The 24,295-nt window shown below is 31.7% G+C and carries 25 protein-coding genes, 1 tRNA gene and 5 pseudogenes; 3 read left to right on the plus strand and 28 right to left on the minus strand.

The window, feature by feature from the left end; genetic code table 11:
* Nucleotides 1–32 precede the first annotated feature (32 nt).
* From CS884_RS00190 to CS884_RS00200, 3 genes are read right to left on the minus strand one after another with little or no spacing between them, the layout of a single operon-like run.
* A complete protein-coding gene (locus tag CS884_RS00190; protein WP_099320133.1) occupies nucleotides 33–842 on the minus strand; it encodes a metal ABC transporter permease in 810 nt (269 codons plus the stop codon).
* Entirely contained in the window at nucleotides 835–1,500 is a 666-nt protein-coding gene (locus CS884_RS00195) for a metal ABC transporter ATP-binding protein (protein WP_099320170.1), read from the minus strand. Before CS884_RS00195 ends, CS884_RS00190 begins: the two co-directional genes overlap by 8 nt.
* Before the next feature lies 1 nt (nucleotide 1,501).
* Complete coding sequence (locus CS884_RS00200) at nucleotides 1,502–2,620, minus strand: metal ABC transporter solute-binding protein, Zn/Mn family (protein ID WP_099320134.1); 1,119 nt, start codon at nucleotides 2,618–2,620, stop codon at nucleotides 1,502–1,504.
* Between the two features lie 102 nt (nucleotides 2,621–2,722).
* On the opposite strand from CS884_RS00200, the gene CS884_RS00205 reads away from it, so the two are divergent.
* Nucleotides 2,723–3,136 carry a Fur family transcriptional regulator gene (locus CS884_RS00205; protein ID WP_099320135.1) on the plus strand — a complete coding sequence of 138 codons (414 nt, stop codon included), beginning with the start codon at nucleotides 2,723–2,725 and terminating at the stop codon, nucleotides 3,134–3,136.
* 115 nt (nucleotides 3,137–3,251) lie between these two features.
* Here CS884_RS00205 and CS884_RS00210 read toward each other — a convergent pair whose 3' ends face one another.
* The 18 genes and pseudogenes from CS884_RS00210 to CS884_RS00300 all read right to left on the minus strand — a co-directional run.
* The gene (locus CS884_RS00210; RefSeq protein WP_099320136.1) at nucleotides 3,252–3,557 is read right to left on the minus strand and encodes a hypothetical protein; all 306 of its coding nucleotides are present in this window, start codon (nucleotides 3,555–3,557) and stop codon (nucleotides 3,252–3,254) included.
* A 241-nt stretch (nucleotides 3,558–3,798) separates the two neighbouring features.
* Nucleotides 3,799–3,996: a hypothetical protein gene (locus CS884_RS00215; protein ID WP_099320137.1), complete on the minus strand. Its 198-nt coding sequence runs from the start codon at nucleotides 3,994–3,996 to the stop codon at nucleotides 3,799–3,801.
* Nucleotides 3,983–4,717: a minor capsid protein gene (locus CS884_RS00220; protein ID WP_099320138.1), complete on the minus strand. Its 735-nt coding sequence runs from the start codon at nucleotides 4,715–4,717 to the stop codon at nucleotides 3,983–3,985. Before CS884_RS00220 ends, CS884_RS00215 begins: the two co-directional genes overlap by 14 nt.
* A 158-nt stretch (nucleotides 4,718–4,875) precedes the next feature.
* A tRNA-Leu gene (locus CS884_RS00225) sits at nucleotides 4,876–4,962 on the minus strand.
* A gap of 34 nt (nucleotides 4,963–4,996) precedes the next feature.
* Complete coding sequence (locus CS884_RS00230; protein ID WP_257875710.1) at nucleotides 4,997–5,554, minus strand: phosphatase PAP2 family protein; 558 nt, start codon at nucleotides 5,552–5,554, stop codon at nucleotides 4,997–4,999.
* Nucleotides 5,554–6,867 (minus strand): CapA family protein, encoded by a 1,314-nt coding sequence (locus CS884_RS00235; protein WP_099320139.1) that lies wholly within the window; start codon nucleotides 6,865–6,867, stop codon nucleotides 5,554–5,556. Before CS884_RS00235 ends, CS884_RS00230 begins: the two co-directional genes overlap by 1 nt.
* A gap of 76 nt (nucleotides 6,868–6,943) precedes the next feature.
* Entirely contained in the window at nucleotides 6,944–7,528 is a 585-nt protein-coding gene (locus CS884_RS00240) for a DUF3841 domain-containing protein (protein ID WP_099320140.1), read from the minus strand.
* 96 nt (nucleotides 7,529–7,624) lie between these two features.
* Nucleotides 7,625–8,072 (minus strand): annotated as a pseudogene (locus tag CS884_RS00245) (lysine--tRNA ligase); the annotation flags it as partial.
* Nucleotides 8,072–8,350 (minus strand): annotated as a pseudogene (locus tag CS884_RS00250) (MobA/MobL family protein); the annotation flags it as partial. The pseudogenes CS884_RS00245 and CS884_RS00250, both read right to left, overlap by 1 nt.
* Before the next feature lie 456 nt (nucleotides 8,351–8,806).
* Nucleotides 8,807–9,097, minus strand: coding sequence for a DUF3847 domain-containing protein (locus CS884_RS00255; RefSeq protein ID WP_099320141.1), 291 nt, complete (start codon nucleotides 9,095–9,097; stop codon nucleotides 8,807–8,809).
* Nucleotides 9,098–9,269: 172 nt separating this feature from the next.
* Entirely contained in the window at nucleotides 9,270–10,550 is a 1,281-nt protein-coding gene (gene ltrA, locus CS884_RS00260) for a group II intron reverse transcriptase/maturase (RefSeq protein ID WP_099320142.1), read from the minus strand.
* 531 nt (nucleotides 10,551–11,081) lie between these two features.
* The gene (locus CS884_RS00265; protein ID WP_009430407.1) at nucleotides 11,082–11,273 is read right to left on the minus strand and encodes a helix-turn-helix transcriptional regulator; all 192 of its coding nucleotides are present in this window, start codon (nucleotides 11,271–11,273) and stop codon (nucleotides 11,082–11,084) included.
* 5 nt (nucleotides 11,274–11,278) lie between these two features.
* A complete protein-coding gene (locus CS884_RS00270) occupies nucleotides 11,279–11,605 on the minus strand; it encodes a hypothetical protein (protein ID WP_099320143.1) in 327 nt (108 codons plus the stop codon).
* 197 nt (nucleotides 11,606–11,802) lie between these two features.
* Nucleotides 11,803–12,723: a toll/interleukin-1 receptor domain-containing protein gene (locus CS884_RS00275; protein ID WP_099320144.1), complete on the minus strand. Its 921-nt coding sequence runs from the start codon at nucleotides 12,721–12,723 to the stop codon at nucleotides 11,803–11,805.
* 11 nt (nucleotides 12,724–12,734) lie between these two features.
* Nucleotides 12,735–13,112 (minus strand): hypothetical protein, encoded by a 378-nt coding sequence (locus tag CS884_RS00280; protein WP_099320145.1) that lies wholly within the window; start codon nucleotides 13,110–13,112, stop codon nucleotides 12,735–12,737.
* Nucleotides 13,113–13,253: 141 nt separating this feature from the next.
* Complete coding sequence (locus tag CS884_RS00285) at nucleotides 13,254–13,736, minus strand: Csac_0668 family 2Fe-2S cluster-binding (seleno)protein (protein WP_219350570.1); 483 nt, start codon at nucleotides 13,734–13,736, stop codon at nucleotides 13,254–13,256.
* A 449-nt stretch (nucleotides 13,737–14,185) separates the two neighbouring features.
* Nucleotides 14,186–14,662, minus strand: a pseudogene (gene metG, locus CS884_RS00295) (methionine--tRNA ligase subunit beta); the annotation flags it as partial.
* A 144-nt stretch (nucleotides 14,663–14,806) separates the two neighbouring features.
* Nucleotides 14,807–15,772, minus strand: a pseudogene (locus CS884_RS00300) (tyrosine-type recombinase/integrase); the annotation flags it as partial.
* A gap of 265 nt (nucleotides 15,773–16,037) precedes the next feature.
* Between CS884_RS00300 and CS884_RS00305 the strand changes: the two are divergent.
* Together CS884_RS00305 and CS884_RS00310 are read left to right on the plus strand one after the other, a co-directional pair.
* Nucleotides 16,038–16,748 (plus strand): annotated as a pseudogene (locus CS884_RS00305) (lantibiotic protection ABC transporter ATP-binding protein).
* Nucleotides 16,741–17,298 (plus strand): ABC transporter permease, encoded by a 558-nt coding sequence (locus CS884_RS00310; RefSeq protein ID WP_257875711.1) that lies wholly within the window; start codon nucleotides 16,741–16,743, stop codon nucleotides 17,296–17,298. The pseudogene CS884_RS00305 and the gene CS884_RS00310 overlap by 8 nt, the downstream one beginning before the upstream one ends.
* A gap of 181 nt (nucleotides 17,299–17,479) precedes the next feature.
* Here the strand turns inward: CS884_RS00310 and CS884_RS00315 are convergent, their stop codons facing one another.
* From CS884_RS00315 to CS884_RS00345, 7 genes are read right to left on the minus strand one after another with little or no spacing between them, the layout of a single operon-like run.
* On the minus strand, nucleotides 17,480–18,682 hold the full coding sequence (locus tag CS884_RS00315) for an ABC transporter permease (RefSeq protein WP_099320147.1): 1,203 nt from the start codon (nucleotides 18,680–18,682) through the stop codon (nucleotides 17,480–17,482).
* Nucleotides 18,682–19,107 carry an FMN-binding protein gene (locus tag CS884_RS00320; RefSeq protein WP_099320148.1) on the minus strand — a complete coding sequence of 142 codons (426 nt, stop codon included), beginning with the start codon at nucleotides 19,105–19,107 and terminating at the stop codon, nucleotides 18,682–18,684. Before CS884_RS00320 ends, CS884_RS00315 begins: the two co-directional genes overlap by 1 nt.
* Complete coding sequence (locus tag CS884_RS00325) at nucleotides 19,104–19,823, minus strand: ABC transporter ATP-binding protein (protein ID WP_099320149.1); 720 nt, start codon at nucleotides 19,821–19,823, stop codon at nucleotides 19,104–19,106. The genes CS884_RS00320 and CS884_RS00325 overlap by 4 nt, the downstream gene beginning before the upstream one ends.
* A gap of 11 nt (nucleotides 19,824–19,834) precedes the next feature.
* A complete protein-coding gene (locus CS884_RS00330; protein WP_099320150.1) occupies nucleotides 19,835–20,983 on the minus strand; it encodes an FtsX-like permease family protein in 1,149 nt (382 codons plus the stop codon).
* The gene (locus tag CS884_RS00335) at nucleotides 20,973–22,256 is read right to left on the minus strand and encodes an ABC transporter permease (RefSeq protein WP_023055694.1); all 1,284 of its coding nucleotides are present in this window, start codon (nucleotides 22,254–22,256) and stop codon (nucleotides 20,973–20,975) included. The genes CS884_RS00330 and CS884_RS00335 overlap by 11 nt, the downstream gene beginning before the upstream one ends.
* An 8-nt stretch (nucleotides 22,257–22,264) precedes the next feature.
* Nucleotides 22,265–23,548, minus strand: coding sequence for a DUF2318 domain-containing protein (locus CS884_RS00340; RefSeq protein WP_099320151.1), 1,284 nt, complete (start codon nucleotides 23,546–23,548; stop codon nucleotides 22,265–22,267).
* A 36-nt stretch (nucleotides 23,549–23,584) separates the two neighbouring features.
* Nucleotides 23,585–24,286, minus strand: a complete 702-nt coding sequence (locus CS884_RS00345; RefSeq protein WP_099320152.1) for an iron transporter — start codon at nucleotides 24,284–24,286, stop codon at nucleotides 23,585–23,587.
* Nucleotides 24,287–24,295 lie beyond the last annotated feature (9 nt).

Raw genomic sequence — 24,295 nt, forward strand, 5'->3', positions numbered from 1 at the left:
TATTTATATTATAACATAGAAAAAAGTAGGCCTTAACCTACTTTCTTCAAATTATTTTTTAAATATTTTATTAAGGAAACAAGCAAAAATGTTATAATTGCAATTATAACTATTGCTCCACCTGGTTTTAGACCCAAGTAATAGCTTAAACTTATACCAGAAATCATAAAAAATACCGACAATATTATGGAAATTCCATACATTTGCTTGTAGGATTTTGATATTATCATAGAAGTTGCAACTGGTATGGACATAAGAGATGTAATCATCAAAGCACCTACAGTTTTTGCTGAAATTGCAACGGTAAGAGCTGTAATAAAGGTAAATAAAATGTTAATTGCTTTAGTATTTACCCCAGCAAGTCTTGCCAAAACTGGATTTATCGATGTATACAAAAGTGCGTAGTAAAGATAAATCGAGCTTATTACTACCAAAATAAAAACCAGCAAAACTATAAATAGATCTTCATTTCCAACGGTTGTTATTGAACCGAAAATAAAGGATTCAAAACTATTTCCACCCGGCGAAAAATCTGAAAGAATTGATGCTATGGCAATTCCTGTACTCATTACAATTGCTGTTGCCATGTCCCCATATTTGGGAAATTTTGCCCTTAATATTTCTATGGCAAAACTTGCAAAAATACAAATTAATAGTGAAGATACAAGCAAATTTATGTTTAATATTAGGCCCAAGGCAATTCCTGCCAGCGAACTATGGCTTAAAGCATCGCCAATCATTGAAGTTTTTCTATTTATCATTATAATTCCAATCATAGGAATAATTATTGCAAGCATTATTCCTACAATTAGAGATCTTCTCATAAAGGCAAACTCAAGCATCTATTAACCTACCTTCTTGGATTTTCACAATTTTACTAACGTAATTTTTTATAAGCTCCATCTCATGACTTATGATAATTATACTTATGCCATGCTTTTTATTTAGATGTTTTAGCAAATTCAAAAAATCTTCCTTATTTGCCTGGTCAATGCCAACTGTCGGCTCATCCAAAATCAAAATATCCGGACTATTTACCAAACATCTTGCAATCATCACTCTTTGCTGTTGGCCACCTGATAATTTATTAAAACTTTTATCTTTCAAATCTTCTATATTTAAGATTCTAAAAATATCGTCGACTTTTTCTAGATTTTTTTTGCCAGGTCTTTTGAACTTGTTGAAATTATTGTATAAATTTAGGACTACATATTCCTTACAAGTAAGGGGAAATGTGATATTTGACGATTCATTTAGTTGTGGTACATAGCCAATTTTATCAAAGTTATCAAATGAATTTATATCTTCTCCCAAAATTTTCACCATATCATCTTTTACTTTTAATTGTTTGGTTAAAATTTTTACTAAAGTTGTTTTCCCACTGCCATTTTCCCCACTAATTGCCAGAAAATCTCCATTTTCTAGCACAAGATTAATGTCGTCTAAAAGTAATTTGTCATCATAGGAAAATTTTAAATTTTTTATTTCTATAATATTCATATTATTTGACAAGAGATTGGTAAATTGCTTCTAAATTCTCTCTTACAAGTTCTTGATAAGTAGTGTCGTTTTTGATATTTTCATCTGTCGCCAATTCAAGAGTATTTAGCGGCTTTGTGTCAGCTCCTATTTCATCTGCCAAAGTCTTGGCATTTTTATCTGATGAACCCATTTCATAAAAAATTGTTTTGATATTTAACTCTTTAGCTTTTAAGCTTGCATCTTTCAAAGTTTTTGCATCAGTTTCTTCTGTTGATGTTAGGCTTGTAAGAGCTATTTGATTTAGAGAAAAATCTTTTGCCAAATATGAGAAAGCCTTGTGATTTACCAAGAAATTTTTATTTTCACATTCATCAAATTTTTCTTTATACTCAGCTATTAAGGCTTCTAATTCATCTTCAATTTTCTTAAAATTATCCATATAATAATCCTTGTTAGTAGGATCTATCTCTGATAATTTTTCTGCTATTACCTTTGCTTGGGAAATTGCATTTTTTGGACTTAACCAAAGATGTGGATCGTATTCACCATGGTGGTGATGATGTTCTTCTTCATTAGCATCTTCATGGTCGTGATCTTCGTCATGGTCTTGATCCTCATCGTGGTCAGCGTCTTCGTGTTCATGGTCGTGATCGTGGTCAGCATCTTCGTGTTCATGGTCGTGATCGTGGTCAGTATCTTCATTTTCATGGTCGTGATCGTGATCGTCTTCTTCACTAGCTTTTATCAATTCTATATCTTTGCTAGTATTAACTAATTCAATGTCAGTTGAATTTTTTAGGGAATCTTCCCATTCTTCCATACCTGCTCCATTGATAAACATCAATTTTGCCTTAGAAACTTCTGCCATATCCTTTGCAGATGGCTCCCAATCGTGGCTTTCAGTTTTTAGATTGGTAAAAGATTTTACCTCGAATTTATCCCCTGCAATTTGCTTAGTTAAATTATAAATTGGATAAAATGAAGCGTAAATAGTAGATTTTTCTTCTTTATCATTTACCTTTGTAGCATTTTCATCACTAGTAACTTTGTTATCATTATTAGCCATATCTTTGCTATTATTGCAAGCTGTGAAAGCTAGAGATAAGGCTAAAATCAAAAATATATTTTTAAATTTCATAAATTCCTCCTAAAAAATCTTGTTGCAAGTGATTTGCATTTATAACTATATATTAATTTTTATCTCTGTCAAATAAATGTATAATAAAATTAGAGGGTACTTATGAGCATAGAAAATATACTAAAAAACAAAAATCTAAAAGTGACGAAACAAAGAAAATTAATACTAGAAATCATAGAAAATCAAGCAAATCCTACATCAGCTGAAGATATTTATAAACTTTTACAAAATAGCGATATGGATATTTCAACAATTTACCGCAATCTAAATATTTTAGAAGAAAAAAATGTCTTGTTAAAAACTACAAATATAGACGGAATTAATTATTATCAGCTAAATACTAGTGATCACAAACATTTTATAACTTGCAATATTTGCCACAAAAAATACACAATAGAAAGCTGCCCAATCCACGATTTGGAAGAAAAAATTGAAAGAGAAACAGGCTTTATAATAAAAGCCCACAATTTTGAATTCTCAGGAATTTGTCCTGATTGTCAAAAGAAAATTAAGTAGATTATTTTAAAATTTAACTTTATGAGCTTAATAAAATTTTGTTTATAATTTTTTTAAAATTTTAATATGTAATTTTGCAAATGGAATATTGTCTATTAATATTTTGAAATCCTTATTAGCAAAACTTAGTCTTTGCCCTTTCTTCCTCGGCTCTTTCCTCAGCGGTCATCTTTGCCCTTTTCTTTTCCTCAGCAACTCTAGCCTCGACTATTTCGTTGACCTTATCCTTTGTTAAAAGTCCCTTTTTAGCTTCTTCAACCGCTTCCTCAATCGCTTTATTAAGTTCTTCTTGACTGTAGTTTTTAACTTCTTCTTCCTTAGTTTCATCTTGACCTGCGATTTGAATATCTATTGTCTTAGGATCTTCTCCTCCCTCGGCAAATCTTTGTAAATCAAATCTTTTAAGCAACAAATCTTTCATAAAAACCTCCATTTATAGTCCGTATGACTTTTTTATTTCTCCATGATTCTTTTACGTCTATCAAGTAAAAGACAATAAAAAAATCGCACGATCATCGCACGATTAATTTGTTGATATTTAATTGTTTTGTATTACTTTCACACGATTAACTCACGATTAAGCACAAAAAAAGACGGTTTTAAACCGTCTAATTTAAATATTAAAATTTGTATCTATTAATCAACCTCAATTAGCATTTGTATTATTTATTAATTGGTTCTATCTCTCCATCTTTACAATCATATATTTTATATTCAATATTGCCATCTATGTCATATGTTTTTGTATTACTTTCAATTAAATAAACATTATCTCCATTAATTTTTGAAATATCAACCACTGTTCCAATTATTCCATTATTAATTATTCTAACCTTTTCAAATTCATCAATCTTTTTCATTATTTCTATAAGCTGTTATAAACTTTGGCTTATCTCCTTTCCTTTGAACTCCCCATACTGTTTTAAAATTCTTTTTATTTTCAACTCCAAGATCGATTCTAATGTAGAAATTTTCATGTAGATACTTATTATCTCTGTCATACACTCTATCGCCTTTAGCAAAACCAATAAATAATTGATCCAACAATTGATCAACATTTGCCTCGTTAAACCCCACATCTTTAAATTCTTTATAATGTTCGGTGTTACTCTTTAATAAATAATTATATATCTTGTCAGAATGAATGCTAAAATAGACATTATCGTATGTTTTTTCTTTTCTATTATAATTATACCCATTTATATACTTGTTTTTCCATTGAAAATACTTCATATCAAAAGGCACTTTCACATTCTTACCGTCTTTGTCCTTAGCAAGCCTTGTTCTGCCCTCGGTGTCTGGATTATACTTAATAGTTGTAGTCCTACAATTAGGGTGAAACGGCGGGTAATTAACCCCCACAGCTATCTCATCAACCTTGTAATGCAAGCCATCCTTGCCCTGGCAAATTTCACTAGTTCTACTATCAAGAGTCGCCAATATTTCGTATTCCTCGACTTCAAGAGTCTTATACATTTCTACATCAGCTTGACTTTTAACATAAGCCGTCTCAGTTCTTAAAAGCCTTCTTACATTAGATTTATAAAAGTCTCCAAAAGTTTTGATATATACACGAATCAGTGAATTAAAATAATTATATTTTGATAAATGCTTTTACGCAAATATTTGAAACAATCAAAAAAAATGGATAATAAAATTATTTGATCCATAAATCCATACGATATTAATATTTATTAAAAAAAATAAACGTTGATTAATCAACGTTTTTTTAAAAATATTGGTGCCGGTGGTGGGACTCGAACCCACACGCCCAGATGGACAACAGATTTTGAGTCTGTCTCGTCTGCCAATTCCAACACACCGGCTTAATAGTTACCTATTAATTATACCACATATTTTTTACTTGTAAAAAGATAAATTTAATTTTTTTAACTTACCTTCAAAATAAAGTTTCATTGTAAAAGTAGATATTAGAAAACCAATTATTAGTCCGCTGATTACATCGCTTGGAAAATGCACATAGAGATATAAGCGGCTAAAGGCTATAAGGATTGCTAGTGTTAGGGGGAAATATTTAATTAGTTTTGTTTTTCCCATAAAAAATATTATTGATGCAAAACTTGCTGCAAAGGAAGAATGGCCAGATGGGAATGATCCGTCTGATAATGGCGGAATTAGTAATTTGAAATTATTTACTAGCTCATAGGGCCTTGTTCTATCAACTATGTTTTTTACTAACAAATTAACTATTATCAAATTTGCCAAGAATGCCACTATGATTAATTTTGCGGTGGTTTTGTATTCTTTTGTTCCAAGCATTATTATTATAAATCCTATCCATATTATTCCAACATTGCCTAGACTTGAAATATTTACCATCAAGCCATCTAAAAATGGATTTCTTAGATTTTGTATTGCATCTAGGATTTTTAATTCAAATGATGTAAATAATCCCACTAGTTAATCACTCCTTTGTTAAGGCTTTCATTTGTCATATCATAGGCTTGTTTGATTCGCGCTCTTTGAACTTCATTTACTTGGTCATATTTTGCTCCACCGTCAAGATATTCGCTTGCCAAATATGTTTGGACATTTCCACCGTAGTCATTGTAAGTAATCCCTGTCCATAGAGGATTTGCTTCAATATTTTCAATACTTGTCCTATCTTCAGTGAAATTTTTTGCTAAGGTTATATCATAGCTTACAGATTGCTCAGATCTTATATTTCCTGTTACTTCTTGAAGTTGGTAGCTTATTACATTGCCCAAAGCGTAGGCTATAAAAGCAGTTCTGCCATCTAAAGTTTCGATTTTTTCAAAAGGTTGGATTACGTGAGGGTGATTGCCGATAATCAAATCTGCTCCCCATTCAGCCATATCTCTTGCTAATTTTATTTGATCTTCTGTAGGTTGATTTTGATATTCTATGCCCCAGTGAGGATAGACAACGACAAAATCAGCTCCCTTATCCTTGGCTTCTTCTATGTCTGCTCTTATTTTTTCTGGATGCAAATAATTTAATTCTTTAACTTCCTCTCTAGGGATAAATAAGTTTTCTATGCCATTTGTTCCATAAGTATAGGATAAAAATCCAATTTTTATTCCATTAACTTCTTTAATCAACAATTTTTCAGATTCATCTCTCATTGAGCCAACATGGTCCATGCCACAATTTTCTATAGCTTCGATAGTTGTAGTAATCCCCTCGATGCCAGAATCTAGCGAATGATTATTTGCTGTTGTTACAATATCAAATCCTGCATCTGCTATGGCTTTAAGATAAGCTTCTGGTGTATTAAATCTAGGATGACCAGCGTAGGCAAGGTTTGGATTGGTTGTAGTTTCATAATTTGCAATTGAAATATCGCTGTCGCTTACATAATCCTTGATTAAGGCGAAGGAATCTGAATAATCATAAGCTCCAGCACCTTTGTTGAAAGCGTATTGATTTTGGATAGTATTTGCCATTATATCTCCAAAAACTTTTATCCTAACTTTTGCTATCTTGCTTTCCTTTTTTTCCGCAATTTGGTCTTCTTTTTTATCTTCTATTTTTTCTTCTTTTTCTTCTTTTTTATTTTCTTTTTTTGCTAATTTCTCTTCTTTCTTAGCTTTTTCTTCTGCCAAAGTTTTCTCGTATTGATCTATATTTTCAATCAAATCAACAGTTCTTGTTGTTTCTTCTTCGGTATTTTCTCTTTTTTCGCTTTTACAAGAAGTTAAAAACGCAAAAACTAAGAATAAGTAAATAATTTTTTTAAAATTTCTCATCGTTTCCTCTAATTTCTAATAATCTATAATTTAACTTTACTAAGATAAAAAATAAGGTCAAATAAATTTAATAATATTAGATTTTTTCTCCAGGTTTTATAATTCTAAGAACCCAGTCTTTTTTGATATTCCAAATATTTGCTTGAACTACAAAATCAGACCAATTATCTATTTGAAAAATCCTATCCCAAGAATTTCTTATTTTTTCTTCGATTTCTGGATACATTCCCTTATATTTACCATCAATGAAGTTATATTCGTCATTTACTCCCAGAACATCAATTTCCTTGTGGTAATTTATCCTATCTTCTTCATCTTTTGGAATATAAATATTATTTAAAACGTAGTCCCACTTGCCTCCGTCAAAGTAAATGACTTCACTTTTTGGAACTTCTATTTCGTAAACTACTTCTTTTTCTATTGGTCTAAGACAATTTCTTTTGCTAATAGAACACCAAATCGGATACTCGCTTCCCTCAGGTCTTGGGACGATTTTTTCTGCCATTTTTACAAAAAGTCTGTATTTTTCAATAAAATATGGTGCGATATCTAGCATATGAAGCCTTACATATATTTCTTTATTAGTAATTCTTCCCTTGTTTTTTAGCTCATAGAGAGAATTTTCATGTTGCCTTGTGTATAAAATTACCTTATCATTCATAAATACTCCTCTTAATATTGATACCCTTTATGCTTTTGATAAAAAGTATTTATAAAAAAACAAACTCACTTTCATGAGTTTGTCTTTAGGAATTTTTTAATATAATTTTGCACCCGCCGGGATATTTTTATCCAACATTATAAGATTTAACAACTCCTTGCCATCATATTCACAAATTGCAGATATGATCATGCCATCAGAGTCAATGCCCATCATTTTTCTTGGTGGAAGGTTTGTTATGGCAAGTAGTGTTTTGCCTATCAATGACTCTGCTGAGTAATATTCCTTGATTCATGAAAGAATAACTCTTTCTTTTTCAGAACCATCATCTAGGGTAAATTTCAAAAGTTTTTTGGATTTTGGAACTTCTTCGCAATTTTTAACTTTTACAACTCTAAAATCAGATTTTGAGAATGTATCAAAATCAACCATATCTTCAAATAATGGTTCAACTTTTATTTTTGAAAAGTCGATTTTTTCTGTCGTAAGTTTCTTTTGACGAATCCATATTTTCTGCCTTTTCTAAGCCTATTGGCTTCATTGTAAAGATATGATGAAGTTTCTTGCAAGTTGGGCATTAGAATTTTTCTCAAAAAGTTCTACCGAGTTCCACAAGGTTTTTCGGTCTTTATATTCTTTTGGTGCGTGATCTGGTAAATATATTTCTTTGCTAATTACTCCTTGTTTTTTGGTGTAGTCATGGGTTACTCCGTCCCATTCATTTTTTATTTTTTCTCCACTTATATATGCTGCACTTGCTACTGCACTTTTTCCTTTTCCTCTTGATATTATGTTTACTGAAAAATGAAAACTGTCTGCCATTTTTATCACTTCCTTTCTTTCTTGTTGTTTTAGGTGGAGGCTTAGAAGATTTTTTATATCCTCTTTGTGAATGAGCGTTTTGAAATACCCTTTGCCTAATCATTCAATCCACTCGCAAGCTCGTGGTGAATGATTGGCAGGGGCAGACCCTGATAGAATTAAAAAAGCCGACTACTGAATTAATTTTGTTGTTTCAGTATGTCGGCTTAATTGTTTATTTCATTTCAAATTTTAAAAGTAAAGGGCGAGTGTTAGCGAGTTTATTTACCCTTAACTTTCAATACCCTCGCCTAATTATCTCTACAACTCAAATAAATTTTCGTTGGAGATAATTGGCTGGGGCAGACCCATTGTTGGTCTCTGCAAGGGTTTGGCTCTAAAGGCACGCAAGCACCCTTTAGGGTGTATAATTGCGCCCTTAGAAAATCTAGGGGAGATTTAATTATTTTATTTTTCTTAATTTTCTCTCATTATTTTTAGTGTTTCTTTAAATTCTTTTGTCTTTGTTGCTTCTTCTAATAGGATTTTTATTTCTTCATCTGTTAGTTCTTCTGCATTTTCTATAAGGCTTTCTAAAATTGCTCCTCTTGTTATGAGCCTATGAGTTCTTTCTTTTCTTCTTTTTACTATGTCTTGTTTTAATATTTTCTTTTCTTGATTTTTTAGTTGCCTTAATCTTTCTTCTGTGTCATCTATTTTGTCTTTTATTTCTTTTGACTCTTGTCTTATTTGATCTAATTTTTTCATATAAAACTCCTTTCTTTAAAATAAAAAAGAGATAACATTTTTGCTATCCATTTCAAAGATTAACTATTAAAAATATTATATTATCATCTCTAAAATCAGATAATCGAATAGGGGCTAAGATCTAGCCCCTTTCACACCACCGTACGTGCCGTTCGGCATACGGCGGTTCAATTTAATTTACACATGTCCTGCTTATATAGTAATCATAAGGGTCAATTAAGCCTGTTTTGCTTAACCTTTCTTTTGTGATTGCTCTTACTAAGCAGGTTTTCGTTGCTACAAAATAATACCTATCTCCACAATAGGATGTTAATCTTGCTAGGTCTTTTACTATTCCCATTTTCCTTAACGCCCATTGTCTTTTCTTCGGTACCTTCCACATTTTCCAGCAGATTATTCTTAGTCTTGTTCTTAGGTGCTCGCTGAAACTTTTTAGTTTACTTTTCATACTAGCTATTTTAAAGTAGTTTATCCAGCCTCTTATTACTTCATTTAACTTTTTGATTCTGTATTCTAAGGATACTGACCATTTTCTTGTGGTGAGTTTCTTCATTTTGTCTTTGAATCTTTTAAATGATGTTTCATGGACTCTTGCTTTCCATTGATTTGTTTTGTTGTCTTTCCAGTAGCCAAATCCTAGATATTTTATTTTGCTTGGTCTTGTTATTTTACTTTTTTCTGCATTTACTTTTAGGCCAAGTTTCTTTTCTATGAATCTTGTTATTGAGTGCATTACTCTTGTGGCTGCTGCTTTACTTCCTACAAATATTAAGCAGTCGTCTGCGTATCTGATGTATCTAAGTTTTCTTGCTTCTAGTTCTTTGTCTAGTTTGTCTAGCATTATGTTGCTTAGCAGTGGTGATAGGTTTCCTCCTTGTGGGGTTCCTATTTCACTTTTCTCGTATATACCTTTGTTCATTATTCCCGCTTTTAGGTATTTTCTGATTAGTGATTCTGTGTCTGGTGCTTTGATGTGCTCATGGACTATGCTCATTAGTTTATCTTGTGGCACTTTGTCGAAGAATTTTTCTAGGTCTATGTCTACTACCCATTCGTACCCGTCGTTTAAATATTCTAGGCTTTTGATTATTGCCATTTGACAGTTTCTTTCTGGTCTGAAGCCATAGCTTGTTTCAGAAAATCTTTTGTCTATTATCGGGGTTAGGACTTGTACGATTGCTTGTTGGATTATTCTGTCCATTACTGTTGGTATTCCAAGTTTTCTTTTTCCTCCGTTTGGTTTTGAGATTTCTACTCGGAGTACTGGTTGTGGTTTGTAGCGTCTTTCGATTATTTCTTGTCTTATCCCTGCCCAGTTTTCTTTGATGTATTCATCTATTTCTTCTACACTTATGCCGTCTGTTCCAGCTGCTCCTTTGTTGGAGATGACTTTTACTTTTGCTTGGTGCATGTTTTCTGGGTTTAGGATTTGACTGATTAGTTTATCTTCCATGTGTGCACTTGCTCCTTTCCGCTTACATAACTTTTTCTTAGGTGTAAGATTTTGATTTCATTTACGTTTCTTCTACTTTCTCTGTCAGATTTGTTATGCTACATACATTTTGCTTGTGCTTTTAAATTGTTCGGTCCTTCGGTGTTTCCACCTACTATGACTTCTGCTGACTTCTCACTATTCGTTGTTACTACTTCTTCGCTAGTGAGACCTCACGGGATAAGCCCTAATACTTTCATCGTTTACTTGCAGAATTTACGCCTTGGGTTTACGGTTACCTTTTGGGTCTTTGCTATCTACAGCTAGCTTGCCCACCTGTTACGCCTTATATTCTGTTCCTGTTCGTCAAGCCACGATTTCGCTACCCGTTCTTCTCTCCTAGATGTCGCCACCTAAAACTTCGGGGTCGCTATTAGATTCGTTGGTAACTACGCTCTGTAGGGATTTTCACCCCAGCATTAGAACATGCCCGTCATACTGCAAAAAGTGCCTAAAATCATAGGCACTTTAAGAAAATTTTACTCAATATTTTTATTCATAAATGAATAATTCATCTACAGTGGTCTCAAGAGCTGTTGCTAGTTTAAAAGCAAGCTCAAGAGTTGGATCGTACTTATTATTTTCAATAGCATTAACAGTTTGTCTAGTGACTCCGCATATATCTGCTAATTCTTGTTGCAACAATCCTTTATCGGTTCTAAATTCTTTGATGTGATTTTTCATTTGTCTTACCTATACTTCCTCATATTAATTAGGTAGGAAATATTAAAGGCTATTGATATTATACCGACATAAATTATCGGATTATCTTCAAATCCTATACTAGAATTTTGCTCAAAGAAAATGTTCCAAATTATGTTTAAAATTAGGAATATTATCCCAACCACTAATGCAGTTAATCCAGATTTTCTTACAACATATCCCTTTCTTTCATCTCCTTTTCTTATTAAGGTCACTATCATAATTAAGGTACATACTAGTGAAGCAACCAGAAACAACCATAGTAAACCTAAAACAAACATTTGATGTGATTCAATAAATTTTATAAGATTCATATTGACCTCCTTATGTCAAATTCTTTTGACATTATTATATACCCTTAGACTTTTAATGTCAAATACTTTTGACATTAAATAATGATATTAAGTTCATATAATTAGAAGTCATTTATCATCATCGGCAGATTCACTTGTATCCTTTCTTGTAATAAAAAAGAGATAACATTTCTGCTATCCCTTTCAAAGTTTCATTATTAAAATTTTAAGTCTTTTGAAATATCTTCTATATTTCTATAATGATTTTCTATTTCTTCTTGCTTTTTTGTTTTTAATTGTTCTTCTCTTCTTCTATATTGTTTTTCTTCTTCATTTGTTTTTTCTACACACAAAATCAAGGTATCTCTATGATATTGTTTTACCTCTTCGATTGTTGTTTCATCTAAAATGATTTTATCAGATTCAACTCTAGCTATTCCAGGTCTATGCATTGATGTAAAACTTGGTGGGTAATCCCAATTTCTTAAAAACAATTCAGACCATGTGCTAGTTGGTTTGCTAGATAATCTAAAATGGATTCTATACAAAGCAGAACCTCTTGTTCCATCATTTTTTGGCAAGGTAACTTCATTTGTTATAATGCCCACTATTTTTATATCCTCTCCCTCAATTGTTATTGGTTCATATTCATCAACATAATATGGTCTTATACCTACTTTAGGTTTCTTTTTAACTTTAAACATTGATGCAATAAGATCCTTATATGAATCTTCATTAAATGGATTACCTCTTAAATCTATTGCAAGTTTTCCATCTAGGTAAGTAGGCAAAGCTGAATTAAAATCTCCTTGTCTAATGACTGGAATAAACTTCCTATCATTGTGATTATTGTAGAGTTCCGCAGATATTATATGACTTTCATAACCTACACCTTTTTCTCTATTATTAGCTTTCCTTTTATACTCTTCAGTGCAAATTATAATTACATAATCACTATCTCTTATCGAGCTTTCCATAAATTTTGGAAGTCTATCCCCTGGACTTACATCATAACTATCTATTATGGCTTCAATACCATCTACTAACAATTTATCTGCTAGAGATTTAACCCAATCAGAGTGTTCTTTGCTTTCCCACGAATATGATATAAATACTTTTGGAATATTGTTTTCTATCATTTAACACCTCATTAAAATAAATCTTCTAGCCTTTTCCAGTTTTCATTATTCATTTCTTTTGTGTAGTTTGTATTGTTAATATAAAGTCTTGTATCTTTATCTCTAACAAACCCCCAATTTATTTTACGCCTATATGCGTAATCCTTAAAAGCATAGAATTTATTTTCGATTTGCTCATCAATATTTTCCAGCTGACCTTTCTTTACCATATCCTTAAGTTTCCTTGAATTAGTTTTTCTTTTTTCACTAATATAATCTGCAAGTGGTTGGCTTTTTTCATCGGCATCTTCTATAATCTTTTTCATAGCTTTTAAAATAGCCTTTGCTGAATACTGAGTCACTTTTATCTCAATATTTATAGCCTTATTATTAACTTCATCATTTACCATATAGGTGACCTCATTTCCGGGAAAAATAAAAAAGCGGCCCAGACTTTTACATCTGAACCGTTAAAATTTTAATTCTATAGTTTTTTATTATTTTTAATTTTATTACTGTTGTGACGTACTTTATAAATTATGTTTCGCAAACTATTGTTTGCTTTTTAATGCCTTATTGATGGTTTCTTGAATAAAAGGACTACAGCATTTTCCCAAAGGATTGTTAATTTCGCACTTTCCATTTTTCATTGCCCCTGTAAGTCTAATAATATCTTTAATATTCTTTGCACCATCATATAAAACAGCGTTTATAATTTGTTGTTCTGTAACTTGGTTGCAATAGCATATATATTTGGGATTTGCATCCTTTTTAAACCATATAGGAACTTTTACATCTTCCTTATAAAAAACTCTTTCATTGTTTAAGTTATAATACACGACATCACAATCTTCATTCATACATAAATAGTAAGTTTCTTCATCTACAACCTTTCCCATAAGGTTTTCTGATACCATATGCTTTACAGTTATATTCTTAACCTTTTCTCCTATTTTGTGACATTTGGGGCAATTCGCTTTTTCTTCCACTGTACCAGTGGTTTTTTGTATTGAACCTCAGCAAGATTGATTTATCTTATTTTCTTGACTCACTTTATTTCCTCCTGTCTAAATAAATATTATTTCTATAGTTAATCAGGATATCTAATACCTCTTTCAATGGATCTACAGGTTGCAGCTCTTTTTTAGTCTTCTTTGTTCATTTTTCTTTCTACCAATAAGTGCCATAATGGATATAAGAAATTACTATATTATTACCCCTTATCCGTTTTATTGTTAAGATATATTATATCATAAATAGGTTTATAAGTCACTTTAGCCTATTTTATACTTGTGCTTTCGTTAGTATTTATTGAGATAGTCCTGGTTTTTTATTTGTCCCACTTGGAACTGCTCCAAATCGCAAGACAAATATTCATTTACTAGTTTTACTTTAAATTCTTTTGTGTATTTTGGCATACAAAAACCCCTCCATCCGTATTCTGGATTTTGGGGTTCAGGTTATTTCATAATTAGCGTGTTCTTTAATATAATTTTGATCCTGCTCGAATATTATCATCCAACATTATTAAGTTAAGTTTTTCTTCTCCGTCGTACTCGCAAATTGCAGATATAATCATACCTTCTGAGTCGATTCCCATCATCTTACGAGGAGGAAGATTACAAATCGCAAGCAGTGTCTTTCCAATTAAGCTCTCTGCGCTGTAATATTCCTTAATACCAGATAAAATAACTCTTTCTTTTTCAGAACCATCATCTAATGTAAATTTCAATAGTTTTTTAGACTTTGGAACTTCTTCGCAGTTTTTAACTTTTACAACTCTAAAATCAGATTTTGAGAATGTATCAAAATCAACCATATCTTCAAATAATGGTTCAACTTTGATTTTTGAAAGATCTAGATTTATTGATTTCCCACTTTCTTGATTTGTATTTTCATTAGAAGCTTGACCAGAATTTTCAGTTTTTTCTTTGCCAACTGGCTTCATTGTTGGGAAAATCCCCTCTATCTTAGATAATTGTCTAAATCTCTATAAAAGTCTATTTTTTGGTACTTCTCCATTTACGACAATTTGCTAACCCTCTATAAGTGCCCATAGATTTCTAGCAAATTGTCGTAAATTTGTCGTAAGCTGTCGTAAATTCTAAAATATAAATTTCATCGCTTTTTCAAATTCTCCCATCTGTTCTATCTTAAAATCTTCTGTTGCATCTACATATATATCCATTGTTGTACTAATATCAGAATGACCTAGAATAGACTGCATTGCTTTTGTATTTATATTTTGTTCATTAAGCCTTGTAGTAAAGGTGTGTCTGAAAATGTGATTGCTTAAATGTGGAACTAATAGAATATCATTAGAGTTCGATTTATTTTTATCCATTATACTTAAATTGCAATCTCTAACAATTCTTCTTAAAGCTTTATTAAGTGTTCCATTATTGTGAACCTTTCCGAACCTATTTAAAAATACAAAGTCTTTAAATCCATCGATTGAATCACAACATTCGATTCCAAAAGTCTTTTGTAACTCTCTTTCCATAAGAAAAGCATCTTTTACTTTTTGAACCATAGGAATACTTCGCTTACCTGATACTGTCTTCGGTGTATTAATAGCATATCTATTGTTTAATCCTTTACCTTTACTATAATATACCAAAGTCCTATTTACATTTATAAGACCATTATCAAAATCTAGATCGTCCCATTGCAATCCTGTAACTTCTCCAACTCTCATTCCTGTCCAAAGCATAACAATGAATATTGGATACCATTTTTTATATTCATCACTATTAGATAAATATTCTTCAAATAGCACCTGTTCTTCTATTGTCATGGCTTTTTTCTTCGGAGATTCGTTTCGATAAGCCACTTTCAATTCCTTCAAAGCATTGTCAGACGGATTAAACCTTATATATTCGTCATCCACTGCTAATTCTAAAACCTGATGTAAGACAGTATGGACACAATCTATGGTAGAAACCATCAATCTCTGGTCTTTCTTTAATCTGTTATAAAAACTTCTTACATCAGACCTTTTAATATCAGATAGTTTAATGCAACCAAAAGTCGGTTCGACAAATTGTTGATACATATAGATGTGATTTTTATGCCTTGAATTTATAATCTAAGTGCAACTCAGTTGAATGATATACTTCATAAGGCGTTTTCCAATTTAAACATTTCCTCCTCAGGACACTAAATTGATACGTATTATCATATATATTATACCATGTTTCCTTCTTTTTTATTTCATGTTTTAATATAAAAGACTCACTTACTACCTACTATGGAAATTCTTAAATTCTTATAATTTCCTTATTTTTTTCTCCTAAAATTACATACGTAAAGAAATTATAAGGAGGAAATATACTATGGATGATTTTATATTACAAACTAGAAATCTATCAAAGCAGTTCGGGAAACAAAAAGCGGTGGACTGCGTTAATATCAATGTTCCAAGAGGAAAAATTTATGGATTATTGGGACCAAACGGAGCTGGAAAGTCTACTCTTCTCAAGATGATTTGCGGTATGATTACACCTACATCTGGTGACATCATATTCAATAATAATCCTTGGAATCGTTCAAATCTCTCTGAAATTGGTGCATTGATTGAAAATGCACCACTATATCCAAACTTAACTGCCTATGAAAATTGTCGTGTACGATCAATAGCTTTAGGGATTGAAGAAGAGCAAATTCAAGAAGTTTTACAAATTGTAGGTCTTACTAATACAGGTAAAAAACGTACTGGACAATTTTCAATGGGAATGAAGCAGAGATTAGGAATTGCTTTGGCTTTACTTAGTAATCCAAAACTTTTAATTCTAGATGAACCAACTAATGGTCTTGATCCCATTGCAATAAAGGAATTGAGAGAACTTATTAGAGGTTTTTCACAACAAGGAACTACTGTAATTCTGTCTTCTCATATTTTATCTTAAGTCGAACATATTGCAGATCATATTGGAATCATTGCATCAGGACATTTAGGTTATCAAGGTGCATTTGATTCAAAAATGGATTTGGAGCAACTTTTTATGAAAGTTGTTAGTAATCAGCAAGGAGGTTTCAATGAGTAATTCAACTATATTAATGGCCGAGTTCTTGAAAACAAAAAGAACTGCAACAAGAAGAATTGCTATTGCTAGTCCTCTTTGCTTAGCACTAATGGCTATTGTTCAACAAGGTTATTTTTCCTTGAATTTATTCAACTGGTACTATGTAGTTTTTTTACCTGCCACATTCGCATTAATCAGTGCAACAGCTGTTAAAATAGATAACGGAAAGCACGGACTTCGTGCAATCCGTTGTCTACCAGTTTCTCAAGGAAAAATATGGAGCTCTAAACTTTTGGTTGTATTAGGATATGCTCTTCTTTCCTGTTTTCTATTAAGTGTTGCTGTGGTTTGTATACCATTTATTTTTAGTTTGTTTGGAATTAATCAAATTAAGCAATTAAGTATTGCTTCAATATTTTTAGGGATTATAGTCGTGTTTGTTACAGCCATGTGGCAAATCCCTTTTAGTTTTATAATTTCAAAAAAATTAGGGGTGATCTTTTCGGTATTGGTCAATTTAGCTATTTCTTTTTCAGGTGTATTTTTGGCACTAAAACTATATTGCTTGTAAGTAGGGATAAGAAAATGGTAAAATTTCGCAAAACCCCTAGGAGTCTTGTTTGCTATGTTTATTTTTAATAGTTTTTACTTATTTTAGTTTTGATATTCTATTAGCGTCTAAGTATTTATTTTTAAATGAAAAGAGAGACTCGAGTTAACAAGTCTCCCCAAAATTTGACAAAGAGCCTATTTTAATCATTATCTCTTTGCATCAATAATAATTCTACTTTATTTATTTTATTAATAGCAATAATTGAAGATATTGGTCCTAACAAGGTTCCCAAAATTATTACTATTATTAACATTAAAATCATAAGGAATATATTCGGTCTTAAAAAAGGCATATTCAAAAGTGATGAAAATACATTATTGAAAGTTATACTTAAAACAAAGGAAAGCACAGAACCTATGACTGCACCTGTACCATTAATTAGCATAGATTCAATAAGAACAACTTCACTGAGTTTTTTCTTTGTTGCTCCTAATATCCTTATGGTTGCAAATTCTCTTTTCCTTTCCTTAACTGATAAGGTATTTACAAGACTTAAAATAAAGAAAGCTAGTATCCAAATCAAAGCTATCAATATATACACATATACAAGCATGTTTTTTGCTGAATCTGAAACTTGTGTCATTATTTTTCTTGGCAATAAAGGATACACTTTTTCTTTTTTAAATTCTTCTTTAATAAGTTTTTGAATTGTTTTTGGATCTTTGTTTTTTTCAACTTTTACTAAAATAGAAGATATATCATCTTTTTTTGCCACCGGATGATTAATTATCTTTTCATATTCCTTGGCTAATCTATGAGTTTCTTCTATTGTCATAAAAACTGAATTATCAAAACCCATGCCAGTTTTTGCAAGCCTACCTCTTATATCAAATTCTTGATTAAAAAATTTAACCTTATGATTAATATCCCCCACAATATTAGCACCTACAACAACTTGTCCAGCTTTAATTGGAGTTTTAATCTGTTTTTCAAGCCAAGGTTTAACGCTAAAGTCATCAGAAAAGTCAATTCCTATAACTTGAATGGGAAAAGAACAGCATCCAGCAGAAAGTGTAGCTAGATAAACTTGGCCACAAGCTTTTTCTATGCCCGGTATTTTTTTTACCCTACTTAATATGTCCTTGTCAAAAAAAAATGTATTAGGTTCTCCCCTTAATATTGCACCTGTAATTTTGGAATCATAACCTTCTGGAACTACTATAATGTCTGCTCCCATCCTATCTGATAAAGAATTCATGCCATTTTTAAGAGAAAAAATTATAAATGATGACATGAATAAAATAAAAGTTAAAATTCCTACAAGAAAAATCAAGGTAATTGATCTTGTCTTCTTATTTTCTATATTTTTTTTTGCTAAATTAATTGTGTATAAATCTTTCATTATTTTGCACTATCAAGAGCATTATTGCAAGCTTCGATAAATTGCTTGTAGGTTTCTGTTGCCCCCGAAATAACATCCACTCCTTCAGGATTTCCTTTTTCCACTAATTTATCTGGGTATGACTTTGCAAGATTTATGGCTTGTTGGGCTATCTTATATAGTCCTTCATTTTGGCTTTGACCATAAGATTCATCCTTTTCTTTTCCATCTCCATCAATGTTTTGCATTGTGCAAGATTCAATCTTATTGTCTTTAACACTTATATCCACTTTTACAAGTCCGCCTCTTTCATCTTTGGCAGATTCTCCATGATATGTGCCGTCCTTATAGCTTACACTTGGAGCTTCTTCTTTTTTATCTCCTCCACAAGCAACTAGGACAAGTCCCAAAGAAAAAATTATTAATAAATTTAAAATTTTTCTCATATAAACTCCTTAAGTTTATCATCTTTTTTTACAGAATCAAGAACTGGTCTTTTTCTTTTCATTTTTTCTTCTTTTGAAATTTTACCATGTTCAAGAGTTATCATTCTTTCAGATTCTTCACCGACTTCAGGGTCGTGAGTTACAACAATAATTGTTGATCCTGCATTATGAAGTTTTTCAAATATGTCAAGAACTATATATTCATTCTTTTCATCCAAATTTCCTGTGGGTTCATCGGCTAAAAGTATTGTAGGATGATTAATAAGAGCTCTAGCAATGCATACTCTTTGTTGTTCCCCACCTGATAATTGGTTGGGTAAGTGCTTGGCTCTATCAGCAAGACCTACTGCAGCCAAAGCTTCCATTGCTTCTTGTGCATCTGGCATAGAATGATAATATTGTGACATCATTACATTTTCCAAAGCACTTAAATAATTAACTAAATGAAATTGTTGGAAAATAAGTCCTATCTTATCCCTTCTAATAACTGTTAGTTCCTTAGGTGATTTTTTTGCTATATCTTCACCATCCAAAATAACTTCGCCAAGTGAAGGTTTATCCATGGCACCAATAATATTCATCATTGTTGTTTTACCAGAACCTGATGGACCCATTATAGAAATCCATTCGCCTTTTTCTACAGTTAAATTGATTTTGTCAAGGGCTTTAAGTTCACCATAAATTTTTGAAACGTCTACGAGTTTTAATATATCCATAAAATTCCTTTCTATTCTCCACGAAGCACTAAAGCTGGATCAATATCAACAGTTTTAGATACTGGTATTAAAGATGCAACTATAGTTATTACTATACAGACAATAATTGTAATAGGTACTAAAAGAGGCAAGAAACTTACCTTTCTAGCAAATACCGAAATACTTACTCTATTGGCAAATACATATCCTAATGCAACACCTAAAAGTCCACCAAAAACCCCTAAAAATACTCCTTCACCTAAAAAGTCAACGATTACTGACGAATTTGTTGCGCCCAAAGCTTTCTTAAGACCTATTTCTTTACGCCTTTCAGTTACAACTGCCATCATTGTTGTGGATACACATATCATCATTATGAATAATACTATTATCGTTACAATGAAGACAAGAGCTTGTAATTTATTCAAAACTATATCTTGTGAGGCGGTAACTCTTTTTACCATTTGTGGAGTTAGAGATCCATCCTTTTGTGAAATATTTGATACTATTTTTGAAAGTTCATTTTGTTCAGCTTCTACTGAATATTCTACGACATCAAAATTTTTGTCTTTAACAAGCTGTGAAATATCATCAATACCCATAAAAATAAGTTCTTCTTCTTTACCACCTGTTGTTACAACTCCTGAAACAACAAAATTAGTATCTATAGAACCTTCTCCATTAACTTTGGGAGTATTTATAATAATTTTATCTCCCTTTTTTAATTCCAAAGCCTTTGAAACTTCATTACCTATTAAAACTTCTCGAGGTTTTTCAGGCCATGAACCATCAATAAGCCAGTATGGAGAATTTTCTTTCGCTCCCTTTAAATCTGTACCTGCAAGCATATAAGGTTGTTCATTAATTTTTGCATTTGTATAAATATAGGGTGCCTGACCGACAAGCTTTCCTGATGGAATTAACGATTTAATTTCATCTAACTGTTCATTGGTAATTTTTTTATCAGGGTTAGTGGGAATTACCAACATATTTGCACCATAAGACCTAAACTCCTTACCCATTTGTCTAGGAATATCATAGTAAATAGTAACAAGTCCTGAAATAATTATTGCTCCCATAGCTATAGCAAGTAGTGCTGTTAACATTCTTGCACGTCTCCTTGCCAAGGAAGTCATTATCATTTTTAAGTAAAATTTATTTTTACTTTGTTTATCTGCCATGTAGTACCTCCGTTGGATTTAAATTCAAAAGGTATCTTATAGCTGGTATTGAACCCAATATTGTAACAAGAATAATAAGTATTGCTACAATAGGAACTACCATAGCTGTTGGAGCTATTGCTGAACCAAAAACTGTTAGACCAATAATCTGAGTAAGTAGCAGACCAACACCGTAACCTATAACTGTTCCAAATATCGCTGTCAAAATTATTTCCACAAGAATTATGCAAATTATCCTTCCATTTGACGCCCCTATAGCTTTTTGAAGTCCAATTTCATTAGATCTTTCCATTACAGATGCTGTAATAAGATTAGAAATACCAAAGCCTGAACCAATCAAAGTTAATACTGTAATTAAAACCATAAGAAGAGTAGTCTTATTTAAAATATCTCCTTCACTTTCTGCAACTTGGCGAATTGGCTTTGCTACAGAATCAGTCATTACTTCTGTTATTTGATAACAAATAGCAGAAACATAAGCTGTACAATACCATACTTCCCATTCCTTAATAGTTAAAGATAGTGGGTTTTTGGCAGCCTTTCTTGCTAAGTCATTGTCTGGTGTAGTAAGAGCTGATACTTCAACTTTATTTACAACTCCAGTAACTCCAGCAAATTCTTGTGCTGTTTTTAAAGTAGAATATATAAATGCATCTTCATCAGAACCTGATGAGAAAATACCCTTAACTTTTAATTTTTTGTCTAAATTATTACTTTTTAGTTGGATTTCATCACCAACTTTAAATCCATTTCTGTCTGCAAAAATCTTTCCAAGCATAACTGAATCGCTATCATTTTCTGATAACCACTCGCCTTGAACTTCCCACCAGTTTTTAAGTCTAATCATACCAGTATCAACTGATTCTCCAGTAGGCAAATCCATATGATTATTAAACCATGTTCCTACCATCTTAGTATGTTTAGAATCATTATTACAAGAAACCCAAGTGTTAAGATATGGCGTATAGTCTACAATATTGTAAGCCCAAAAAATAGTTTTAATGTTAGGAAGTTCTGATTCCTTTAAATATTTTTGAACCTGCCCCTCTTTTTCTTGCATGCCATACAAATCATCAAGAAGGGAAGCTTCCTTTGGCAATACATTAATATTTGCTCCATAGGTCTTTAATTCTTGATTAACTTTATCTCCAACACCGAGCATGGTATTTAACATTGAAGTGGCAAGAGAAGCTCCAAGGGCAACTGTAAATGCAATAAGAGCCATCTTTCCCTTTTGTCTAAAAAGCGCTCCTTTAACTATTCTCCAAAACATAAGCCCTCCTACTTAAATACATAAGACAATGCGTCAAGATCTTTTGGATCAATCTTTATCTTTTTATCATGGACAATGTATGGGAAAGGTATCGGGTTACATCCACCCTTAAAACCTATTGTACCCCTATTCATTACAACGTCGCACAACTTACAAATAACATCATCGCCTCTTTCAAAATATCCAGATGGACCACATATCTCGCAGGCATCAAGTACAACTCCATAGGAACCTTCTGATTTTTTAATGCAGAAAAATCTCAATTCTACACCATCCTTTGCCTTATACAAATATCTGTGCAAATGCATATCCTCTAAGCTACTTAAAGGAATAACAATCATTCCATTTTCAGTCTGATAATCTTCAGGTGGTGAAAGGGCCTGTTCCTTATTAGCATATGCCTTTCCAACAGTTAATGAAAAAGTATTAATAAATAGAACGACAAGGAAAAAAATTGCCCAATGTCTTTTATTCTTCATTCTATACTTTATTTTTCTTAATTGAGCCCTATTGCTATAATCTTCATTAACTTTAATATTTTGCTTATATAACATTACCGGAATAACCATCATAATTAACATTGTTGCAAATAAAAACATATTTTCGTGATTAGCTATAAATGCAATAACTCTAAAAAAGTTAACATTTCTAGGAATAATCCCTTTAGAATAAAACCTTTGAATTATGATATTAAATTGGCTGATACCCGAGCATATCAAGCTAAGAAAAACTACAATCTTTAAGTTTTTACCTTCAAGTTTAACTGAGGACTTGTATATGGCAAGCCCTGATAAAATCATCATTATTATTCCAAAAACAAATCCTAAAATCCTAAAAAGTACAATTGTTGAAACTGCACTTTCGCCATAATATACAAATTTGTTTGATTGGTTAAATACATATGGTAAATAATAAAAACAAATTCCTACAAGATAAACAACAACCGATGCTGAAATGAAATTATCATAAATTTTAGCATTTATCTTATCTTCAAATACCATAAAAATTAATATTAAAAGTACCGAGATAACTATGGGTACCATAGACAAGAAATTCAATTCTGTCCTATTAATAAAATTAGGTATATTTCTTATAATTATTGAAACAATTGCTGCAATTATCCCTAAAACTAAAGAAATTATAATAACATACTTTTTATATTTACTTTCTTTAGTTGTATAATAGGCAAGCATTAAAGAGATCATTAGAGAAAAGGCTATTCCCGCCTCCATAACTTTAATAAAAATTTTTAAAATAATTTCACCCCCAATAAATGTATATAAGGGGAACATGAATTCCCCTTATAAATATTATAAATTTTTAAAACTTTACCATTGTGGTCCGTTCCATTCGAAGTCAGTCCATTCTGCAACAAGTGGTTCTGTCCAGAATCTACCTGTTACACCAGTTTCTTTATCTACGTGTAGTAAGTAGTCATTACCTGGTGCAGTAACTTCAAATTTTACATTATAAACGCCAACACCTTCGTCAAATTTAATATTTGCACCGTAGTGTGGACCATCAGATGCGTTCATTGGCATGAAAGCTACTTCTTGAACATGGTCTGAACCTTTCTTTTGTAAATAAGCTTTTACTTGTAACCATGGAACGAAATCACCAACACCATAACCTAATGTCGCACCTTCTTGTGATGCTGTAATGTCAGCTTCAATATGGCAATCAGCTTCTTCTTTAGGAATTGAGTTTCCTGCCGGTTCCATATCTACTGGTTGGAAATATACACCTGAGATTACTAGAGGTCCTTCAGTATGGTCATCGCCAATTGGGAATTCTTCGAAGCCTGCATCTTCTCCTGGAGCTGCAGCTTTTGAATCTTCTGCTTCTTTCTTGTCTTCTGCAGCTTTTGCATCTCCTGCTTCTTCCTTGTTTCCTTCAGCTGGTGTTTTTTCTTCTGTAGAAGTTTTAGCTGTATCATTAGCTTTTGTATCTTCTTTTTTACCACAAGCTGCAAACATTAATACACACGCAAGTGTCATAACAACAAGAGATAAATTTTTCTTTTTTAACATGATATCCTC

Source organism: Anaerococcus sp. Marseille-P3625 (assembly GCF_900232825.1).
Taxonomy (GTDB): Bacteria; Bacillota; Clostridia; order Tissierellales; family Peptoniphilaceae; genus Anaerococcus.

What these genes read in the sequence shown, in the direction of transcription:
- CS884_RS00330 (WP_099320150.1), bottom strand. Translation starts at nt 20,983, where the DNA reads ATGGCAGATAAACAAAGTAAAAATAAATTTTACTTAAAAATGATAATG.
- CS884_RS00320 (WP_099320148.1), bottom strand. Translation starts at nt 19,107, where the DNA reads ATGAGAAAAATTTTAAATTTATTAATAATTTTTTCTTTGGGACTTGTC.
- CS884_RS00255 (WP_099320141.1), bottom strand. Translation starts at nt 9,097, where the DNA reads ATGAAAAAATTAGATCAAATAAGACAAGAGTCAAAAGAAATAAAAGAC.
- CS884_RS00340 (WP_099320151.1), bottom strand. Translation starts at nt 23,548, where the DNA reads ATGTTCCCCTTATATACATTTATTGGGGGTGAAATTATTTTAAAAATT.
- CS884_RS00315 (WP_099320147.1), bottom strand. Translation starts at nt 18,682, where the DNA reads ATGAAAGATTTATACACAATTAATTTAGCAAAAAAAAATATAGAAAAT.
- CS884_RS00335 (WP_023055694.1), bottom strand. Translation starts at nt 22,256, where the DNA reads ATGTTTTGGAGAATAGTTAAAGGAGCGCTTTTTAGACAAAAGGGAAAG.
- CS884_RS00280 (WP_099320145.1), bottom strand. Translation starts at nt 13,112, where the DNA reads ATGGTAAATGATGAAGTTAATAATAAGGCTATAAATATTGAGATAAAA.
- CS884_RS00190 (WP_099320133.1), bottom strand. Translation starts at nt 842, where the DNA reads ATGCTTGAGTTTGCCTTTATGAGAAGATCTCTAATTGTAGGAATAATG.
- CS884_RS00205 (WP_099320135.1), top strand. Translation starts at nt 2,723, where the DNA reads ATGAGCATAGAAAATATACTAAAAAACAAAAATCTAAAAGTGACGAAA.
- CS884_RS00325 (WP_099320149.1), bottom strand. Translation starts at nt 19,823, where the DNA reads ATGGATATATTAAAACTCGTAGACGTTTCAAAAATTTATGGTGAACTT.
- CS884_RS00265 (WP_009430407.1), bottom strand. Translation starts at nt 11,273, where the DNA reads ATGAAAAATCACATCAAAGAATTTAGAACCGATAAAGGATTGTTGCAA.
- CS884_RS00345 (WP_099320152.1), bottom strand. Translation starts at nt 24,286, where the DNA reads ATGTTAAAAAAGAAAAATTTATCTCTTGTTGTTATGACACTTGCGTGT.
- CS884_RS00200 (WP_099320134.1), bottom strand. Translation starts at nt 2,620, where the DNA reads ATGAAATTTAAAAATATATTTTTGATTTTAGCCTTATCTCTAGCTTTC.
- CS884_RS00270 (WP_099320143.1), bottom strand. Translation starts at nt 11,605, where the DNA reads ATGAATCTTATAAAATTTATTGAATCACATCAAATGTTTGTTTTAGGT.
- ltrA (WP_099320142.1), bottom strand. Translation starts at nt 10,550, where the DNA reads ATGGAAGATAAACTAATCAGTCAAATCCTAAACCCAGAAAACATGCAC.
- CS884_RS00275 (WP_099320144.1), bottom strand. Translation starts at nt 12,723, where the DNA reads ATGATAGAAAACAATATTCCAAAAGTATTTATATCATATTCGTGGGAA.
- CS884_RS00240 (WP_099320140.1), bottom strand. Translation starts at nt 7,528, where the DNA reads ATGAATGATAAGGTAATTTTATACACAAGGCAACATGAAAATTCTCTC.
- CS884_RS00195 (WP_099320170.1), bottom strand. Translation starts at nt 1,500, where the DNA reads ATGAATATTATAGAAATAAAAAATTTAAAATTTTCCTATGATGACAAA.
- CS884_RS00235 (WP_099320139.1), bottom strand. Translation starts at nt 6,867, where the DNA reads ATGAGAAATTTTAAAAAAATTATTTACTTATTCTTAGTTTTTGCGTTT.
- CS884_RS00210 (WP_099320136.1), bottom strand. Translation starts at nt 3,557, where the DNA reads ATGAAAGATTTGTTGCTTAAAAGATTTGATTTACAAAGATTTGCCGAG.
- CS884_RS00310 (WP_257875711.1), top strand. Translation starts at nt 16,741, where the DNA reads ATGAGTAATTCAACTATATTAATGGCCGAGTTCTTGAAAACAAAAAGA.
- CS884_RS00215 (WP_099320137.1), bottom strand. Translation starts at nt 3,996, where the DNA reads ATGAAAAAGATTGATGAATTTGAAAAGGTTAGAATAATTAATAATGGA.